Raw genomic sequence first — 20,821 nt, 5'->3', positions numbered from 1 at the left:
ACGGAGAGAGGTTCATGAGGATCGGCCTCGTCAATGATCTGCCGATGGCGGTCGAGCTGCTTCGGCGCATCGTCGTTTCGACAACCGAGCATGCAGTCGCCTGGATCGCGGTGAACGGGCGCGAAGCGGTGGAGGCGTGCCGACGCGACAGGCCGGATCTGATCCTGATGGATCTGAACATGCCCGAGATGGATGGCGTCGCGGCCACCCAGCGGATCATGGCAGAGACGCCCTGTCCCATTCTGCTGGTGACCGCGAGCGTCGATGCCAATGTCTCGGGCGTCTATGACGCCATGGGCCATGGCGCGCTGGACGCGGTCGACATTCCCAGCGTGGGGGCCGACGGCAATGCCCAAGCTCAATCGGCGGCGCTGCTGGCCAGGATCGCGATGATCGGCCGGCTCTCGCGTGATGTCGCGCCCGTCGTCCGGACGACGGCGCCGGCCCGCACCGCTGCACCGTMGGCGCAGCAGTTGATCGCGATCGGTGCGTCGGCGGGGGGCCCCGCTGCCGTGGCCACACTCCTGGCCGGACTGCCGGGCGGCTTTCGCGCTGCTCTCATTCTCGTCCAGCATCTCGATGCCCAATTCGTGCCGGGCTTCGCCAGCTGGCTGGGCCAGCACACCGCTCTTTCCGTGCGCCCCGCCATCGAAGGCGACAGGCCCGAACCGGGGACCGTGCTGATCGCGGCAAGTGGCGATCACCTGGTCTTCAAATCGGGCCATGACCTCGGCTATAGGTCCGAACCGCGCGACTACGTCTACCGGCCATCGGTCGATGTGTTCTTCGAGAGTGTTGCGCAATGGTGGCAGGGAGATCTGGTGGGCGTGTTGCTGACCGGCATGGGCAGGGACGGCGCCCGCGGGTTGAAGCTCCTGCGCGACAGGAAATACTTGACCCTGGCACAGGACAGGGCGACGAGCGCCGTTTACGGAATGCCCAAGGCGGCCGCTGCGATCGATGCAGCTTCCGAAATTCTACCACTTGCCGCGATTGCGCCACGCCTTGTCGAGGCATGCTGTCAGTCGTTCTGAAGAGGTTGTCTTGATGACAGGCGAACCGACCCTCACCATGTCTTCCGTGCCCCCGCCGGCGGACAGTTACATGTCCATGATCCTGCTCGTCGATGACCAGGTCATGGTCTGCGAAGCCGTGCGGMGGGCGCTGGCCAACCAGCCCGATCTCGATTTCCACTACTGCACCGACCCCTTGGCGGCGATCAAGGTGGCCGAACAGGTGAAGCCGACCGTGATCCTGCAGGATCTCGTCATGCCGGGCGTCGACGGGCTGGACCTGGTGCGGCAGTATCGCAAGCACCCGTCGATCCACAATGTTCCCGTCATCGTTCTCTCGACCAAGGAAGATCCCGCCACTAAGAGCGAGGCCTTCCAGGCGGGCGCGAACGACTATCTCGTCAAGCTCCCCGACAAGCTCGAACTGATCGCTCGGGTGCGCTACCACACCCGCGCCTATCTCGATCATGTCCAGCGTGACGAGGCCTATCGGGCGCTGCGCGAAAGCCAGCGCGAGCTGATGCGGGTCAATCTCGAGCTCGAGCGCCTGACGCGGATCGACGGGCTGACCGGACTCGGGAACCGCCGCTATTTCGACGAGTATCTTGCGGCGGAGTGGAGACGCTGCCTGCGCACGCAGCATCCGCTGTCTGTCCTGATGATCGATGTCGATCACTTCAAGCGCTACAATGATGCGTATGGCCATCTCGCCGGCGATGAAGTGCTGAAACAGGTCGCCAACGTGATCCAGGGCGGCTGCACCCGTTCGACCGATCTGGCGGCGCGCTTCGGCGGCGAGGAGTTCGTCGTCATTCTGACGGATGTGCCGCAGGAAGGCGCGAGATACGTGGCGGAACGGCTGGTTCAGGGCGTACGGGATCTGAACATCGCGCACGGCACGGGCCGGGTCACGATCAGTGTGGGCATGGCAACGACGATGCCTCATGAAGGCGGAGAGCCGGCGAAACTGGTCAATGCCGCCGATCTCGCGCTCTTCCGCGCCAAGAACGAGGGGCGCGATCGTTCGGTCTCGTCGGAAATCTCCGCGGTGCCGTAGCGTCGTCGCCCCGGCACCTTCCGGGGCCGACACTGTCGGACTGACGCGCGCTGCTCACCCGGTATTGCGCAGCCCGGCAGCGATGCCGTTGATCGAGATCAGGATGCCGCGGCGGGCCTTCTCGTCGATCTGGCCGGAGCGCCAACGGCGCAGGAGCTCGACCTGGAGATGGTTGAGCGGGGCGATATAGGGGAAGCGGTGGATGATGGACAGCGCCAGGGCCGGGTTATMGGCCAGGCGCTGGGTTTCGCCGGTAATGGTCGTGATCGCCTGAACCGTCCGGGTCCATTCTGCTTCGATCTCGGTGAAGATGCGCTGGGCAAGCTCGCGATCCGGAACGAGATCGCAGTAGCGCCGGGCAATGCCGAGATCGGCCTTGGCCAGGACCATGTCCATATTGGACAGAAGTGTGCGGAAGAATGGCCACTGCGCGCTCATGCGCTGCAGCAGCGCGATGCGCTCGGCCGGCGCGGCGGCGATGAAGCCCTCGACCGCGGAGCCGAATCCGAACCAGCCGGGCAGGGCCAAGCGACTCTGGCCCCATGAGAAACCCCAGGGGATCGCGCGCAAATCCTCGATCGAGCGCGTCGCCTTTCGCGACGCCGGGCGCGAACCGATATTCAGCTCCGCGATCTCGGTGATCGGCGTGGCTGAATAGAAGTAGTCGGTGAAGCCGGCCGTTCCATAGACCAGCGCCCGATAGGCGGCCATGCTGCGCACGGAGAGTTCGGCTGCGGTGTCGAGAAATTCGGGCGCCGCCTCGTTGTGCGGCTGCAGCAGGGTGGCCTCCAGCGTCGCTGCCAGCAGGGTTTCCAGATTGCGCCGTCCGATCTCCGGGTTGGCATATTTGGCATTGATCACTTCGCCCTGCTCGGTCAGGCGGATCTGCCCCTTCACGGTGCCGGAAGGCTGGGCGAGGATGGCCTGATAGCTCGGCCCGCCACCACGCCCGACAGTGCCGCCGCGGCCATGGAACAGCCGCAGTGTCAGCCCCGGCTTGGTCTCGTAGAAGCGGACCAGCGCCGTCGACGCGCGATAGAGTTCCCAGTTGGAGGTGAAGTAGCCGCCATCCTTGTTGCTGTCGGAGTAGCCGAGCATGATGTCCTGCTCGCCGCTGGAATTGCGGATCAGCGCCTCGATGCCGGGCTGGTCGTAGAAGCCTCGCATGATCGGCTCGGCCGCGCGCAGATCGCCGATGGTCTCGAACAGCGGCACCACGATCAACTCGACACGGGGCTGCGTCGCCTCGCCGGGCGCAAGCGTGCCCGCCATCAGGCCGCATTCCTTCTGCAGCAGCACCACCTCCAGCAGATCGCTGACCGTTTCGGTGTGGCTGATGATGTAGTGGCGGATGGCATCGGTGCCGAAATCGGCGCGGACCTGTTTTGCCGCCTCGAAGATCGCAAGCTCTCCCTCGGTCTGCGGGGTGTAGGCGGCGTTGCGCACGCGAAGCGGGCGCGGATCGGCCAGCAGGGAGAGCAGCAAGGCGCGCTTGGCGTCTTCCGTGAGAGAGCCATAGCGTGGCTCGACGCGGGCCGTGGCCAGGAGTTCGGCAATGACCGCCTCGTGCTTGTCCGAGCTCTGGCGCAAATCGATGCTCGCCAGATGGAAGCCGAAAACCTCCGCCGCGCGCAGCAGGGGTGAGAGCCGCGCTCCCAGGAGCAGGCTACCATGGCGGGATCGCAGGCTGTCGGCAACGATGCGCAGCTCGGCCACGAATTCCGCGGGCGCTGAATAGGGCGCGCTCGGCGCCACCGCATGACGGAGCGCCTCGGTGCCGGTCAGCTTGCGCAGGGTCGCAGCCAGCCGGGCGTAGATGCCGATCAGGGCGCGGCGATAGGGTTCGTCGGCGCGGTGGGGATTGTCGTCACCCGAGCGATCGGCAAGGTCCCGCAGCGCCTGCGTGCTGCCGACCAGCGTGTTTGAAACCGGCAGTTCGGCACCGAGCTCATGAACCTCGGTCAGGTAATGACGCAACGCCGTCTCTGCCTGGAGGCGAACCGCCATCAGCAGGGTTTCGGCGGTGACATTGGGATTGCCGTCGCGATCGCCCCCGATCCAGCTTCCCATCCGGAAGAAGCTCGGCACGCGGGCGCCGAGCAGCTCCTCGAGTTCGGCATAGAGGCGCGGGATCTCGTGCAGGAACGTCGCGCGATAATAGCTCAGCACGTTCTCGATTTCGTCGCGCACGGCGAGCTTGGAGTAACGCAACAGCCGCGTCTGCCAGAGCTGGGCGATGCTGGCCCGCAGCKCCGTCTCGTTGCGGGTACGGGCGCGCGCGCCGCGCAGGGTGGGCCGGGCGGCGAGCAGCTCGGCAATGGTGCGCTCGGCATCGAGAATGCTCTTGCGTTGAACCTCGGTCGGATGCGCGGTGAGCACGGGCGACACCAGGCTGCGCGAGAGGGCGCGCTCGATCGCCGGCGCCCTGACGCCTGCCTGCGCGAACAGGTCGAAACTATGCGCCAGGCTGCCCTCGGGATGGGCGTCAACGGCCTCCAGATCGGCCTGTCGGCGGAGTTGGTGGCAATCCTCTGCGAGATTGGCGAGATGCGAAAAATAGGTGAAGGCGCGAATGACCGAAACGGTCTCCTTCGGGCTCAATCGCGCCAGCAGCGTATCGAGATCGCGACCGGCCTCGACATCGGCCTTGCGCTGGAAGGTGACGGAGAGCCGCCTGATCGCTTCGATCAGCTCGAAGGTCTGCTCGCCCTCCTGCTGCCGCACGGTGTCGCCGAGGATCTGTCCGAGCAGCCGGATATCCTCGAACAGGGGCTGGGCGTCGGCGGGGCCGGCGATTGGATTTGGCCGCGGATCGATGGCGGTGACAGGCACGGGCGCCTCGCGAGGAAAAGGGTCGACAGGTGGCGTTCCCGGCCAAGGCAGCATGACTCATGCTGCCTTGCCAAGCTTTCATTGTGCAGTGCAACGCGTGCGGCGGACGCAAGGCAGGTGATCGCGCAGCCAGTTTCGCCGAAAGTCGATTCGTCTGATTGCTTTGCCTGAAACAGAGGCAACCCAGCGCTGGTTCCACGCGGCCGCCGGCGCGCTGACGTCGGGACCAGCGGATGATGCCTGGGCGATGAATACTCTGCGCATTGCAGAAGTACCGTAGGGGCGGGTCGATGTTGGCTTGCATGTAATCTATTGGTTGATTGTTTCGCCAGTGATGTATGTATATTTTCGTATAAATTTTAAGATATTTATGTTTAAATGTAATTTATAGGTAACTTGTGGTGGTAATTACCGAGCCGAAATTCCCGCTCTCGACCGTTGTGATTGAGTGACAGTTCGGGCTGGTTCATTTTGATCGATAGGCGTATCTCAGTGAATTGATGTGATGCGACGCAAGAAGGCGCCAAGGACTAGGGACTTTGGTTGCATACTGGGTCAGACCTTTTCCGCTTACTGAACCGCGTCTGGCCGAACTAAAGGTTAGCGTCGAGGCGCGCCTTGGTTCAGTCCGGAAGAGGGGAAGAGGTATGTATCTCTCGCGCGAGACCACTGGCATCCGGTTGAAGGAAGCTGAGAGGGCTCTGGAGAACCGGCTCGATATCGTGAAGGCCCTTTCGGTGGGGCAGATCACCAAACGTGACCTGTTGCGGTGGGGATACTTTACCGCCGGCGGGTTGTTGGTCGCGAAAAATGGGCTCAGCCCCTTCGCCAAGAGCGCATATGCCCAGGTGCCGACCGGTGCCCCGCGCAGCCCGAACTTCGGCGCTGTCAAATTTCATGACCCGATGCCGCGGCCAGACGTCCAGAAGCCGGTTCCGCTTCAGCGCCTGTCGAATGGCGATGCGGCCTGGCAGTTTGCTGGGGGAGGCCAGGAACTGCCGGCGAAGAACTTTTCCTACCATACCGATTTCAGCAACTCCGGCGGTGCGGCCTATCGCAACCCGGTCACCTGGGTTGGACCGATGGAAGGGCGCCCGCCCGGCGAGTTCTTCGCGCATCAGCGCTGGGAGGAACTCTATCCGAAAAAGGGCTACCTATTGTCCCTCGGGCAGATTGGCACGGGCAGCCGCTATTGCGGGGAAATGCCCGAGCAGGACGCGACTGCGATGTGGACCTTCGGTCCGCGCCAGCCCGGACAGGCGGGGAGCAAGGACGGCCTGCGCACGGGCCTCGGCCGTCCGATCCTGATCAAGGCACGTTATGGCGAACCGGTTCTGAGCCGGATCTACAATGATCTCCCRGTCGACCGGACCAAGAACGGCGGCTTCGGACGGAACGAGATCTCGATCCATTTCCACAACGCCCATAACGGCGCCGAAAGCGATGGTGCCTGCAACGCCTATCATTTCCCCGGAACCTTCTATGATTATCACTGGGGCATGGCGATGGCCCGGCGCGACATGCCGAGCCTGTGGCCGACGGGCGATCGCGACTATTCGCGCAAATGCTCGGGGCCCGACGATGACGAAGGCTATGTCCCGGTCGCCGGCGACTACCGGGAGATCCAGGGCAGCCTCTGGTTCCACGATCACCGCTTCTTCTTCACCGCCGAGAATGTGCACAAGGGCATCTTCGCGCTCTGCAACATCTATAGCGGGCCCGACAGGGGGCGCGAGGATCTCAATGACGGCATCAACCTGCGGCTGCCGAGCGGCTCGCAGCTGAAATGGGGTAATCTCGATTTCGACGTGAATCTCGCGATCTCGAATCCCGCCTTCGATGCCAGGGGCCAGTGCCGCTTCGATATCTTCGATACCGATGGTTTCCTCGGCGACATGCTCTGCGTCAACGGTGCCTATTATCCCTATTTCGAGGTGCTGCCGCGACGCTACCGCTTCCGCATCCTGAACGCCGCCATGGCCCGCTTCGTCAAGCTTGCGCTTGCGGTCAACAAGAGCAGGCGCTTTTCCCAGGGCACGAAGGTGCCMTTCTATTTCATCGCCAATGACGGCAACCTGGTGGTCAATCCGATTCTGCTGACCGAGACCGACGAGATGGGCGTGGCAGAGCGCTACGATATCGTCGTCGATTTCTCCGCCTTTGCGCCGGGCGACAGCGTCTACATCATGAACCTGCTGGAACAGACCGACGGGCGAAAGCCCAAGGGCGCCGTCTCGATCGAGAAGGCGTTCAAGGGACGGGACGATGACCCGTGCGTCGGCCCCATCCTTGAGTTCAGGGTCGTGAGCCAGGTCCAGAGCGTCGACAATCCCGGCAAGGTCTACAATGCCAGCAACCCGCTCGATGCCGATCGCAGTGCCAATTTCGCCGATCCCGACTGGAAATCAGGGGTCAAGACGCTGACCACGCAGATCCCGATCGTGGYCCCGGTGCGTGAGCGGGTGATCGAGTTCGGCAGGTCGGGAGAGGGGGATTCACGCGCTACGGCGGACGGGCAGTGCATACCCGAATGCGGAGACATCAAGTCCTTCCCCTGGACGATCAAGATCAACGGCGAGAAGGCGCATTCGCTCAACGCCAACCGCATCTCCCTGCTGATGCCCAAGCCGGGCGAGGTGGAGCATTGGACCCTGATCAATGGCGGGGGCGGCTGGGACCATCCCATCCACCTCCACTTCGAGGAGGGCGTCACCATGGACCGGGGCAGCGCGCCCATTCCCGCAACGGAGCGGCTCGTCCGCAAGGATGTCTGGCGCTTGCGGCCGTCCGGGAGGGTGAGGTTCCAGGTGCGGTTCGGGGAGTTCGGTGGCGCCTATGTCAGCCATTGCCACAACACCACCCATGAGGATTTCGCGATGCTGCTGCGCTACCAGCTGCAGACACCGCCCCCCGGCGACCCGGACTACAAGGGGCAACCACAGTACCAGGTGACGATGACGCCGATCCCGACACCGAACGGTGTCGTCTGGAAACAGCCCGAGGTTCTGCCCGAGGGCGACCCGAACAAACTCAGGGTCGCAACGCGCAGCTGACGCTGTGCAGCTTTCGACGCCGGGCAGGCTCAGCTCTGCCCGGCGTCGTGCATGAGGGGCAGGCGGCATTGGTCTGATCCGGAATGGCCGATTCGCGACCGCACAGCCGGGCTCGCGGCCTTGCCAGGCGTGGCCGGCGCGACGGCTCATAGCTCCTGGGCCGTTCACGCACCCTGCTCGCTCCATACCGATCAGCACCAAGCTCGCCCTGGAGCCGTGGCACGGGAGCGCAAATCCCGAAAACCCCTGCTATCCCGACCATTCCTTGTGCGGGGGGCGCGGCATGCGCGGCGGCGCCTACCCCCATCCCGCGCACGAACGAGGCTATGGGTTAGCCATCGCTGGCGACTCGCCCCGTAAGCCCTTCATCCCGGTCTGCAATCACCGCTGACCACCTCGCAGCTGTTGGATGAGGGGGCATGGACCCCCTCTATAGGCGGGCGGCGAGGGCAAGAGGCCGCGTCCCGGAATGGCTTCGGGGGAACCGGTCCGGCAGGTCGGCATCGCCGAGGCAGCAGGAGCTAGGGACCTTGGTCGGTAGTGTAGGGAATTAGGTCTGGAAGAACGACCAGACCAAACTCCGTCGCGCGCCCCAGACGCTGGTCGGGAAATAACGTCCGACATAGTCCTCTAACGACCAGTAGTGCCGACAGGCATCATGCTGTCACTGCGATAGGCCCATGACGGGCTGAAGCGCTGTCCGATCAAGTTCTGGCAAACGATGCAACCAGCGTCGTGCCTCTTTGGCGCGAGCGGCGGAGCATTGTCCCAGGCAAGGCCAACACGGGGTCCTGGACACCCCAGGAGGGCGTCATGGTACAGTACATTCGCTCCGATCTTGAATTCATCCTCGAGCAGATCAGGATTGCGGAGCGGAATGCTCAGGGCGAGAGCCTTACTGACATCCTGCCCAGCGTCCAGGTGCCCTTCGGTCTGCGGACCGTCGATGGTACATTCAACAACCTGGCCCACCCGGAATTCGGGGCCGCGGACCTGGCGTTTGCGCGCCTGACTGACCCGTCCTTCCAGGCGGCCGAGGCCGGCACCAATTATGGTGTTCCAGGCGGGGTCGTGGACTCCGAGCCGCGCACGATCAGCAACCTGATCGTCGACCAGACCAACAACAATCCGGCGGCCGTTGCGGCTGCTGCGCAGAACCCGGGATCGAGCACCGTCATCAGCCCCGGGCTGGACGGGATTTTCGGCACGGCGGACGACAAGCCGGTCAACTTCATCCCGAATGTCTCCCCGGATGTCGGCCTTTCCGCGCCGTTCAACGCCTGGATGACCTTCTTCGGCCAGTTCTTCGACCACGGTCTCGATCTCGTCACCAAGAGTTCAAGCCAGACCGAAGTCGTCTTCATTCCGCTGAAGCCCGATGACCCGCTGTTCAGCACGGCTCCCGGCGCTTTGAACTTCATGGTTCTGAGCCGCGCTGCAGGTGGCCAGGCTGCCACGAACACGACCTCGCCCTTCGTCGACCAGAGCCAGACCTACTCCTCGAATCCCTCGCACCAGGTCTTCCTGCGTGCCTATGAGCTGGACGCCAACGGCGATCCGGTGGCGACCGGCGAACTGATCACCAACCGCAATCTCGGCGCTGACGGCAGGTTCGGCACCGCCGACGATGTCGAGATCGGCGGCATGGCGACCTGGGCTGTGGTCAAGGCCCAGGCCCGCGACATTCTCGGCATCAATCTCACCGATGCCGATGTCGGCAATGTGCCGGTCCTGGCCGTGGACGCCTACGGCAACTTCATCAAGGGGCCGGGCGGCATGCCGATGGTCATGATGACCGACGGCAGCTTCACCGAGGGCAACCGGGCGGAGCCGATCAGCCTGGCGGGCGCAGCCCATACCGGCCATGCCTTCCTGAACGACATCGCGCATAATGCCGATCCGGCGGGCAAGACCGCGGATACCGACACCATCGTCAGCACCGGCCCGCTGGCGGCTGGCCAATACGATAACGAACTCCTCGACGCGCATTACATCGCCGGCGACGGTCGCGTGAACGAGAATATCGGCCTCACCGCCGTGCACGCCGTGTTCCATTCCGAGCATAATCGCCTGGTCCAGCAGACCAAGGACGTGGCGCTGGCGACCGGCGATCTCGCCTTCCTCAACCAGTGGCTCGATACGCCGGCCACGACCTTCCCGCTGACGCAGGCCCAGATCGACGCGCTCGACTGGAACGGCGAACGCCTGTTCCAGTCCGCCAAGTTCGGCACCGAGATGCAGTATCAGCATCTGGTGTTCGAGGAGTTTGCCCGCACGGTCCAGCCGCAGGTCGACGAATTCCTGGCGCCCAACGGCTACGACACCACGATCAACCCGGCGATCCTCGCGGAGTTCGCGCACACGGTCTATCGCTTCGGCCATTCGATGCTGACCGAGACGGTCGATCGCTTCGACCCGAATTTCAACACTGTCGGCGGCGATTCGCAGCTCGGCCTGATCGCGGCCTTCCTCAATCCGCTCGCCTATGCCGCAAGCGGCGTGACGCCGGAGCAGGCGACCGGCGCGATCGTGCGCGGCGTTACCCGCCAGGTCGGCAATGAGATCGACGAGTTCGTTACCGAGGCGCTGCGCAACAACCTGCTCGGCCTGCCGCTCGATCTGCCGGCGCTGAACATTGCGCGCGGTCGCGATACCGGCATCCCGTCGCTCAACAATGCGCGCTCCGAATTCTTCGCGATGACCGGCGACAGCCAGCTCAAGCCCTATACCAGCTGGACCGACTTTGCCGGGCATCTGAAGCACGCGGAGTCGCTGATCAACTTCATCGCGGCCTATGGCACGCATGGGTCGATCACCGGCGCGACGACGATGGCCGACAAGCGCGCGGCGGCGACGTTGATCGTGCTGGGCGGAGTCGGTGCGCCCGGAGATCGCCTCGATTTCCTGAACGCCACCGGCGCCTTTACCGGCGGCACGCTCGGCGGCCTCAACGATGTCGATTTCTGGATCGGCGGCCTTGCGGAAGAGAAGATGCCGTTTGGCGGCATGCTCGGCTCGACCTTCAACTTCGTCTTCGAAACCCAGCTTGAATCCCTGCAGAACGGCGACCGCTTCTACTATCTGTCGCGCACCGCCGGCATGAATTTCGGTACCGAACTCGAGAACAACTCCTTCGCCAAGCTGGTGATGCTGAACAGTGATGCGACGCATCTGCCGAACGCGATCTTCACCACCCCGACCTTCACGCTCGAAGTCGATCCGACCAAGCAGCACACAGGGCTGAACGAGGCTGGGCCTGATGGCATTCAGCTCGACGATCCCAATACCCTGGTCGACGAAAGCGCCGACAACGTCGTCGGAGCCGATGGCATTGCGGGCAATTCCGACCCGACCGGCGGCATCGAGATCAATGGCGTCGAAATTGTTCCTCTCGTCATCCGCAACAATCCGGCGACGCCCGGCGCGGACACCAACTACCTGCAGTACACCGGTGAGGACCATGTTGTCCTCGGCGGCACCGCGGGGAATGACGTCATCATCTCCGGCGATGGCGACGACACGCTCTATGGCGATGGCGGCAATGACCGGCTGGAAGGCGGCTACGGCAACGATACCATTCTGGGTGGCGCCGGCGACGACATTATCCAGGATCTGGGCGGCGATGACCGGCTCGAGGGCGGCGACGGCAACGACGTCATCCACGCCGGGAACATGATGGTCGGTGGCGTCGGGAACCTGATCCTGGGCGGCGCCGGCAAGGACTACATCGTCACGATGGAGGATATCTCGACCACCTTCGGTGGCCGCGGCGACGACTTCATCTACAGCTCCAAGACCAGCTTGCCGCCGACCGGAAACGAGGGCGATGACTGGATCGAGAAGGGCACGCAGGACGGCGCCCCTGGCGACAATTTCGCGCCCCTCCTGGCCGACGACATCATCGGTAACGACATCTTCGTCGGTGGCGGCGGCTTCGACGAGTTCATCGGCGAGGGCGGTGATGACATCTTCGTCGGCAGCGATGCCCAGGACAAGATGGACGGCATGTCCGGCTTCGACTGGGTCACCTATAAGAGCGACAATCAGGGCGTCACGGTCGACCTGACCTTGGCCGCGCTGGCCCAGCCGCATGGCGAGACGCCAAACACGAATGTGGGGGCAGTGCAGCCCGTCGGCGCCTCTCCGGCTTCGATCCTCGACCGCTTCGCCGAGGTCGAGGGCCTGTCCGGTTCGCGCTTTGCCGACATCCTGCGCGGCGACAATATCGACGCGGTCACGATCCTCAATCATGGCGGCGCCACGGGCGGCGCGCTGACCAATGTCGCGCTGATCGACGGGCTAGCGGCACTCCTCGGCCAGGCCGGTCTCTCGACCACCGGCTTCGCGACCGGCAACATCATGCTCGGCGGCGCCGGCAGCGACCTGCTCGAGGGGCGTGGCGGCGACGACCTGATCGATGGCGACCGCTGGCTGAACGTGCGCATCAGCGTGCGGGCCAACGCCGATGGAAGCGGTGGGGAGATCGCGACCTTCGACAGCATGGTCGCGCCACAACTGCTGCAGAACATGCTGAACGGGGTCTGGAACCCTGGTCAGCTGGTGGCGGTGCGCGAGCTCAAGGACGACGACAACGGCTTCGACACGGCCATTTTCTCCGGCAACAGGGCCGACTACACGGTCACCACGAACACGACGACTGGTATCACCACCGTTACCGACAATGTCGGCAGGGATGGCAGCGATACTCTCGTCAATGTCGAGCGACTGCAATTTGCGGATCAGAGCGTGACGCTTCCGAATGGCGTCGGCCTCAACCTCAACCCGAGCGGCACACTTGCTATTCTCGACGCGGCATCGAGCACGGCTGACAACACGCCGACCTCAGGTCAACTGCTGCGTGTCTCGATTGCCGGCGTGAGCGACGGCAATACAAGTGCCGCGGCCCCCAATGGCATCCTGCCCGGCTCGATCTCCTATCTCTGGCAGTTCGAGGCGGATCCCGGTTCGGGTATCTTCGAGGACATCATCCTGCTTCCGCTCGGGGATCTCGCCTTCCAAAGTGCCGACGGCACGACCTTCAGGGTCACGCCCGATCTCGCCGGTTCGGCCCTGCGGGTGAAGGCGATCTTCACCGACGGGCATGGCGTCACCGAGACGGTGTTCTCGGCTCCGACCCAGCCGGTCGTGGCCGGTCCCGTGGCGCCGCCGGTCGCGCCGACGCCGGTCGTCGATGCGACGGCGGGTGGCGAGGGCATCATGCTGGTGCGCTCTGACCTCAACTTCATCCTCGACCAGATCAAGATTGCTGAAGCGAATGCGGCCGGTACGCCGCTGACCTCGCTGCTGCCGAATGTGCGGGCGGCGCTTGGCCTGCGCACGGTCGATGGTTCCGGAAACAACCTGCTCAATCAGCAGCAGAGCGACACCTTCGGAGCCGCCGACAACGTCTTCCCACGCGTCACGACGCCGGTGTTCAATCCGGCGCAGTCGGGTACCTCCTACCAGCAGACGAACGGTCTGGTGATCGACTCGCAGCCGCGCACGATCAGCAATCTCATCGTCGACCAGACCGCGAACAATCCCGCTGCGATTGCGGCGGCCCTTCGCAACGCCGGCTCGGAAAACATCACGGCGGACACCGCGACCTTCCTGGCCGCGCTCCAGGCATTCAACGCTGTGAAAGCGGCTGCGGCGAGCGGAGTTGCCGCTCTGCAGACAGCGCTCGGTGCTTCACAGGCGGTCCTTGCAACCGCGGATGCCAATCTCGCCGCAGCGACGGCCGCTGCGAACACCGCCACCACGGCGGCCGCGTCCGCAGCAGGCGCGGTTACGGCTGCGCAACTGGGGGAATCGACCGCGCAGACGGCTTTGGCCTTGGCGGTCGCCGCGGTGCCGGCGGGTGAAGACCCTCTGGCTGATCCAGGCGTGCAGGCGGCTGTCATCGCGCTCGATAACGCCGTTCAGGTGCGGACGGATGCCGAAGCTGCGTTCGCAGAGGCGGACGCACTCGTTACCTCGACTCAGGCCGCTCTCGGCCCAGCCCAAACCGCCCAGACGCAGGCGGCGAACCACGTTGCGCTCGATCAGGCGGCCTTGAACGACGCGAATGCCCCCGTCGTCGCCGCCCAGGCGACCTTCGACGGCGTGGCCGACGACCTCGGCCTGACCATCGTTACCAGCCCGGGTCTCGACGGCCAGTTCGGCACGGCCGACGATAAGCAGGTCTTCGAAATCCCGAACATTGCTCCGGATGCCGGTCTGTCGGCGCCGTTCAACGCCTGGATGACCTTCTTCGGCCAGTTCTTCGACCATGGCCTCGATCTCGTGACCAAGGGCGGTTCCGGCACGGTCTTCATCCCGCTTCAGCCGGACGATCCGCTCTACGTGCAGGGCAGCCCGACKAACTTCATGGTCCTGACCCGGGCGACCAACCTGCCTGGTCCGGACGGGATCCTCGGCAATGCCGACGACATCCACGAGCACACCAACACGACCTCGCCCTTCGTCGACCAGAACCAGACCTACTCCTCGCATCCCTCGCACCAGGTCTTCCTGCGAGCTTACCAACTCATGGATACCGATGGCGCTGGAGTGGGAGGAGCGCGGCCAGTTGCGACCGGTGAATTGATCACCAATCGTAATCTGGGCGCTGACGGCAAGTTCGGAACCGCTGACGATATCGAAATTGGCGGTATGGCGACCTGGAAGGTGGTGAAGGCGCAGGCGCGCGACATTCTCGGCATCAATCTCACCGACGCCGATATCGACAGCGGTCCGCTGCTGGCGACCGACGCCTATGGCAATTTCATCAAGGGCCCGAACGGCTTCCCGCAGGTCGTGATGAAGGGGCTGGACGGCATCGGCGGCACCGCTGACGACATCCTCGTCGAGGGCAATCCGCTTGCGCCGATCTCCCTGACCAATGCCGTGCGCACCGGCCACGCCTTCCTCAACGACATCGCCCACAACGCCGTGCCGGTATTCGCTGGTCTCGGTGCCGACGGGGTTGCCAACACGGCTGACGACCTTGTTCCCGATGGCGATGTGTTGACGGGAAATCCCGTGCCGGTGAATCAGCAAGGTAACAACCTCGCTTACGACAACGAGCTGCTCGACGCGCATTACATCGCCGGCGACGGCCGCGTGAACGAGAATATCGGCCTCACCGCCGTCCACGCGATCTTCCACTCCGAGCATAACCGGCTGGTCGAGCAGACCAAGAATACGGTGCTGACTTCGGGCGATCTCGCCTTCCTCAAGGAATGGCTGATCCCCGGCACCGAGCCGGCGACATTCCCGGCCAATCAGGCGGCGATCGACGCCCTGCAATGGAATGGCGAGCGCCTGTTCCAGACGGCGAAATTCGGCACCGAGATGCAGTATCAGCATCTGGTCTTCGAAGAGTTCGCCCGAACGATCCAGCCGAATGTCGACCTCTTCTTTGCGCCGACCCAGGTCTATGACGTCGACCTGGATCCCTCGATCGTCGCGGAGTTCGCGCACACGGTCTATCGTTTCGGCCATTCGATGCTGACCGAGACGGTCGACCGCTTCACTGCGGATTTCGACGTCGTCTCGTCCGATCCCAGCAATCCCGACCAGCAGATGGGCCTGATCGCTGCCTTCCTGAACCCGCTCGCCTTCGCTGCCAGCGGAGCCAATCCGGAAGACGCAGTCAGCGCGATCGTCCGCGGCGTGACCCGCCAGGCCGGCAACGAAATCGACGAATTCGTCACCGAGGCGCTGCGCAACAACCTGCTCGGCCTGCCGCTCGACCTTCCCGCGATCAACCTCGCGCGCGGCCGGGACGTCGGTATTCCCTCGCTGAACGAAGTCCGCCGGCAAATCTATACGTCGACCGGCGAAGTCCAGCTCAAGCCCTACGCCAGCTGGGCGGATCTCGTTCAGAGCCTGAAGCACCCGGATTCGCTGATCAACTTCATCGCCGCCTACGGCACGCATTCGTCGATCACGGGCGCGGCCACACTTGTGGACAAGCGTGCGGCCGCCATGTCGCTGGTACTCGGTGGCGCCGGCGCACCTGCCGACCGTCTCGACTTCCTGAACGGTACGGGGGCCTGGGCCAGCGGCGCCAATGGTGTCACCATCACCGGCGTCGATGCCATCGATCTCTGGATCGGCGGTCTCGCCGAGGAGAAGATGCCCTTCGGCGGCATGCTGGGCTCGACCTTCAACTTCATCTTCGAGAACCAGCTCGAAAAGCTGCAGGATGGCGACCGCTTCTACTATCTCGAGCGCACGTCCGGCCTGAGCTTCAATGCGGAGCTCGAGAGCAACTCCTTCGCCAAGCTGATCATGGCGAATTCGTCGGCGACCCATCTCCCCGGCGTGGTCTTCACGACACCCGGTTTCACGCTCGAGGTCGATCCGACCAAGCAGCACACCGGGCTCGGCGCGACCGGCAACGACGACCCGACAAACGGCGATCCGTTGCTTCCGCTCGTCATTCGCGACAACCCGAATACGGCCGGGCCCGACAGCAACTATCTGCAGTATACCGGTGACGAGCATGTCGTTCTCGGCGGTAGCGTCGGCAATGACATCCTGATTGCGAGCGAGGGCGACGACACGATCTGGGGCGATGGCGGAAATGACCGCATCGAGGGCGGCGACGGCAACGACCAGCTGCGCGGCGGCGCCGGCGACGACATCATCACGGACACCGGTGGTGACGACAACATCCAGGGTGGCGACGGCAACGACGTCCTCCATGGCGGCAACGGCGTCAACCTGATCATCGGCGGTTTCGGCAGCGATTTCATCGTCACTGGCGAGGACGCATCGGAGGCCATTGGCGGCCAGGGGAACGACTTCATCCTCGGCAGCAAGGCCAATGAACAGGATATGGGCAACGAGGGCGACGACTGGATCGAGAAGGGCACCACCGACGGCGCGCCTGGTGACAATTTCGATCCGCTCGGCAATGACCCGGTCATCGGCAATGACGTCTTCATCGGCGACGGCGAGAACGACAAGTTCAACGGCGAAGGCGGCGACGACATCATGGCCGGCAAGACCGGCTTCGGCGATCGCTATATCGGCGGCTCCGGCTATGACTGGGCGATCTACAAGCCCAACACCACCGGCGTCTATATCGACATCTCCGACCGCTTCTTCGATCAGCCGCCCGTGCCCGGTGGGTCGACCTCGCTTAGCCGCTTCGACTTCGTCGAAGGCCTCTCCGGCTCGGATTTCGGCGATGTCCTCAATGGCGATGACTCCGATGCCACCACCCTGCCAACTGCAGGTGCGACCGGCAGCGTGATGACCAATATCGATCTGATCGACGGTCTGCGCGCTCTGCTTCCCAATAGCGCCGCAACCTTCTTCGATGGTGGTAACATCATCCTCGGCGGCAAGGGCAGCGACATCATCCAGGGCCGCGGCGGCGACGACATTATCGACGGCGACCGCTACTTGAACGTGCGCATCAGCGTTCGACAGAATCTGGACGGTAGCGGCCCCGAGATCGCGACCTTCGACAGCATGGAGCCGATGGTTCCGTTGATGCTGAACGGCACCTATAATCCCGGCCAGCTCAGGATCGTTCGCGAGATCCTGAGCTCGAATACCACCGATTTCGATACGGCCAAGTTCTCGGGCCTGCGGGCGAGCTACACGATCACGCCCAACGCCGACGGCTCCGTGACCGTTACGGACAATGTTGGCACTGATGGGACGGATACGCTCCGGAACATCGAGCGGCTGCAGTTCGCGGATCAGTCGATCGTGCTCGGCGGCGCGAACAACCAGCCCGTGGGCCGGCCGGTCATCGTTGATAGCACAACCACCAACGTCGGCATTCAGGTCGGCGACGTCCTGACTGTGAGCCTGGCCGGCTTGAATCTGGCGGGGCTGACGGATGCCGACAATCCGGGCGGGCTCGTTCCAGCCGCACCCATTTCCTACTTCTGGCAGGTCGATGACGGCACCGGTTTCGCCGATATCGAGCTCTTCGGCGCCGGCGAGGTGGAGCGCGCGCATGGCCCGAGCTTCACGGTCACGGATGGCGAGAACGGGCTGCCGATCAGGCTGCGCATCGTCTACCAGGATGCCCATGGCGTGCTCGAGGAGGTGTTCTCGCTCCCGACCGCGACTGTCGGCACCAATATCCCGACGGATCCGGCCATCCTCGGAACGCGCGGCAATGACGTGCTCGTCGGCACTGCCGGGGCCGATATCATCAACGCTGATCGCGGTGACGACACCGTCACCGGTCTTGCAGGCAATGACACGATCGACGCAGGCCGCGGGGCCGATACGGTTGACGGCGGCGACGGCGACGACACCATCCTCGGCGATCGCGACAACGACATCCTCAATGGCGGAGCCGGAAACGACACGATCGATGGTGGCCGCGGTGACGACACCATCAATGGCGGCCTGGGCAATGACACGATCCTTGGCGATCGCGGCGATGATCTGATCATCGTCGGTTCGACCGAAGGGCGTGACATCATCGACGGCGGCCGTGACACCGACACCGTTCGGATCGTGGGGAATGCGACTGCTGAGGTTTTCCAGATCTATGCGGCAGCCAATGCGCCGGCCGCGTTCAATCTCAACCCGGCAACGGAGATCGCCATCGTCCGCAATGGCGTGGTGATCGCGGAGCTGGCAAACATCGAGGAAATCCAGATCACCGGTGGTGGCGGCGGCGATACCTTCCAGGTCCTCGGCAATTTCGCGGCGACCACCTTGTTCACCAACACCATCACGATCGATGGTTCGACGGGCGACGACACCGTCAATATCTCGGCGCTAACCTCGGCACATCGCATCGTCTTCAAGTCGATGGGCGGCCATGACACGATCATCGGGACCTTGCGGCCTCAGGATGTCATCGAACTGGCGCCCGGTTCGACGCTCGCCAACTACACGAGCACGAACAACGGCAACGGCACGACGACCCTGACGAATGGCGGCCATACCATCACCTTCGCGACCCTGCCGGGCGGCGCGTCGCCGACCTTCGCGAATTCCGGCGGCAGCGGTGGCAACGGCGGTGGCGGAAATGGGGGCGGCACGGGAGGCGGAGATGGTGGAGGCGACGGCGTCACCGGCGCGTTCGAACTCACCGCCGGCGACCTTTCGGGGCTGAAGCACCTGGTCAACGGCCAGGACGTTCCTGGCGATGACGACACGGTGCCCGGCGTGCGTGATCTCAGCGGCCACGGCAACAATGTCGCCCATCCCGATTACGGCGCGGCGGACGAGCACTTCATCCGGCTGACCGAAGCCCGCTATGGCGAATACGACGCGGCGACCGGCAACAACCAGATCAACCCGATCTTCGAGGGGCTGGATCCGCGCAATATCAGCAACATCCTGGGTGTGCAGGAAGCCGACCTGCCGAAGAACAGCAACGACGCCAATATCTTCTTCATGGCCTTCGGCCAGTATTTCGACCATGGCCTCGACTTCCTGCCGAAGGGTGGCAACGGCACGATCCAGATCGGAGCTCCCGGGAACGGTGCGCCCGGATCAGGCAACCCGGCCGATCTCACCCGGGGCACGGTCGACGAAATCGTCGACGGCGTTCCCCAGCATATCAACCGCACTTCGCCCTTCGCGGACCAGAACCAGGCCTATGGCTCGAACGGGCTCGTCGGCCAGTTCCTCCGCGAAGGCGACGGCGATGGCGGTCTCGGCTCCATGCTGCTGGCGGGAGGGCCGGATCCGTCTGACCCGAACTTCCGGTTGCTGCCGACGCTGCGCGAGCTGATCCTCGAGCATTGGGAGAACAACACCGTCTTCACCGGCCTGCCAGGCGGCCCGGTCGCCTTCCAGACCTATTTCCCTGGGCTGGTCAACGGCGGTGTGATCAACACCACGATGGCAGCGAGCATGGCGTCCAATTTCATGGGCACCGGACATGCGCTGCTGCTCGATGCCAATCCGTTCGTCAGCGTTCTCGACCACTACATCGCCGGCGACGGCCGGGCGAACGAGAACTTTGCCCTGACTGCGATGCACACGATCTGGGCGCGCAATCACAACTTCCACGTCGAGAATCTGGTGGAAGCCGGCTTCCAGGGCACGCAGGAGGAGCTCTTCCAGGCGGCCAAGATCATCAACGAGGCCGAGTACCAGCGCGTCGTCTTCGACGAGTTCGCCGATCATCTCATCGGCGGCATCAAGGGCGATGGCGACCACGGCCACGGCGACTACAATCCGGATGCGACGGCCGCCATCTCGCATGAGTTCGCGGCGGCCGTGTACCGGGTCGGTCACTCCCTGATCGGCCAGACCATGACCGTGCTCGATGCCGATGGTCAGCCGAAGCAGGTGGCGCTGTTCGACGCCTTCCTGAACCCGACGAACGACGCTGGCGCCTTCACCGCTCCCTTGCCTCCCGGCTATGTCCCGCAGCCCGGCTATGAGCAGCTCGGCGTGGGATCGATCCTGGGCGGCATCATCAGGCAGCCGGCGGAGGAGGTCGACTTCAACATCGTCGACGCGGTGCGCAACGATCTGGTTCKGATCAATGCCGACCTCTTCGCCTTCAATGTGGCCCGCGGCTGGGATGTCGGGCTTGGCACCTTGAACCAGGTGCGTTCGGATCTTGCCGCTTCGCAGGATCCCTATGTCTCCGAGGCCGTCGGATATGCCGGAAATCTCTCGCCCTATACCTCGTGGGAGGACTTCCAGCAGCGCAACAATCTGAGCGATGCAGTGATCGCCCAGTTCAAGCAGGCCTATCCGGACCTCGTCCTGGACGCCGACGAGATCGCGGCCTTCCAGGCGATCAACTCGAATATCAGCGTGGCCATCCAGGCCGACGGCACCGGCATCGTGAAGGGGATCGACCGGGTCGATCTCTGGGTCGGTGGCCTTGCCGAGACGCATATCAATGGCGGCATGGTCGGGCAGACCTTCTGGGT

At 64.0% G+C, this 20,821-nt stretch carries 5 protein-coding genes; 4 read left to right on the top strand and 1 reads right to left on the bottom strand.

Going from position 1 to position 20,821, the window contains the following annotated elements; all coding sequences use genetic code 11:
- The first annotated feature begins 14 nt into the window (after positions 1-14).
- Together cheB and AC1DIO_RS23020 are read left to right on the top strand one after the other, a co-directional pair.
- Positions 15-1,034: a chemotaxis-specific protein-glutamate methyltransferase CheB gene (cheB, locus tag AC1DIO_RS23025; protein ID WP_476854124.1), complete on the top strand. Its 1,020-nt coding sequence runs from the start codon at positions 15-17 to the stop codon at positions 1,032-1,034.
- 70 nt (positions 1,035-1,104) lie between these two features.
- Positions 1,105-2,070, top strand: a complete 966-nt coding sequence (locus tag AC1DIO_RS23020) for a diguanylate cyclase (protein ID WP_441507878.1) — start codon at positions 1,105-1,107, stop codon at positions 2,068-2,070.
- Between the two features lie 54 nt (positions 2,071-2,124).
- Here the strand turns inward: AC1DIO_RS23020 and ppc are convergent, their stop codons facing one another.
- Positions 2,125-4,956: a phosphoenolpyruvate carboxylase gene (gene ppc / locus AC1DIO_RS23015; RefSeq protein ID WP_476854123.1), complete on the bottom strand. Its 2,832-nt coding sequence runs from the start codon at positions 4,954-4,956 to the stop codon at positions 2,125-2,127.
- Between the two features lie 593 nt (positions 4,957-5,549).
- On the opposite strand from ppc, the gene AC1DIO_RS23010 reads away from it, so the two are divergent.
- Together AC1DIO_RS23010 and AC1DIO_RS23005 are read left to right on the top strand one after the other, a co-directional pair.
- Positions 5,550-7,955, top strand: a complete 2,406-nt coding sequence (locus tag AC1DIO_RS23010) for a multicopper oxidase domain-containing protein (protein WP_476854122.1) — start codon at positions 5,550-5,552, stop codon at positions 7,953-7,955.
- 813 nt (positions 7,956-8,768) lie between these two features.
- Positions 8,769-20,821, top strand: a 12,053-nt coding sequence (locus tag AC1DIO_RS23005; RefSeq protein WP_476854121.1) for a peroxidase family protein, incomplete at its 3' end; no start/stop codon positions are given.

Source organism: Allobosea sp. 05T439 (assembly GCF_056396005.1).
Note: the sequence above shows the minus strand (reverse complement) of the source record. Positions and strands in the feature narration are given on the sequence as shown.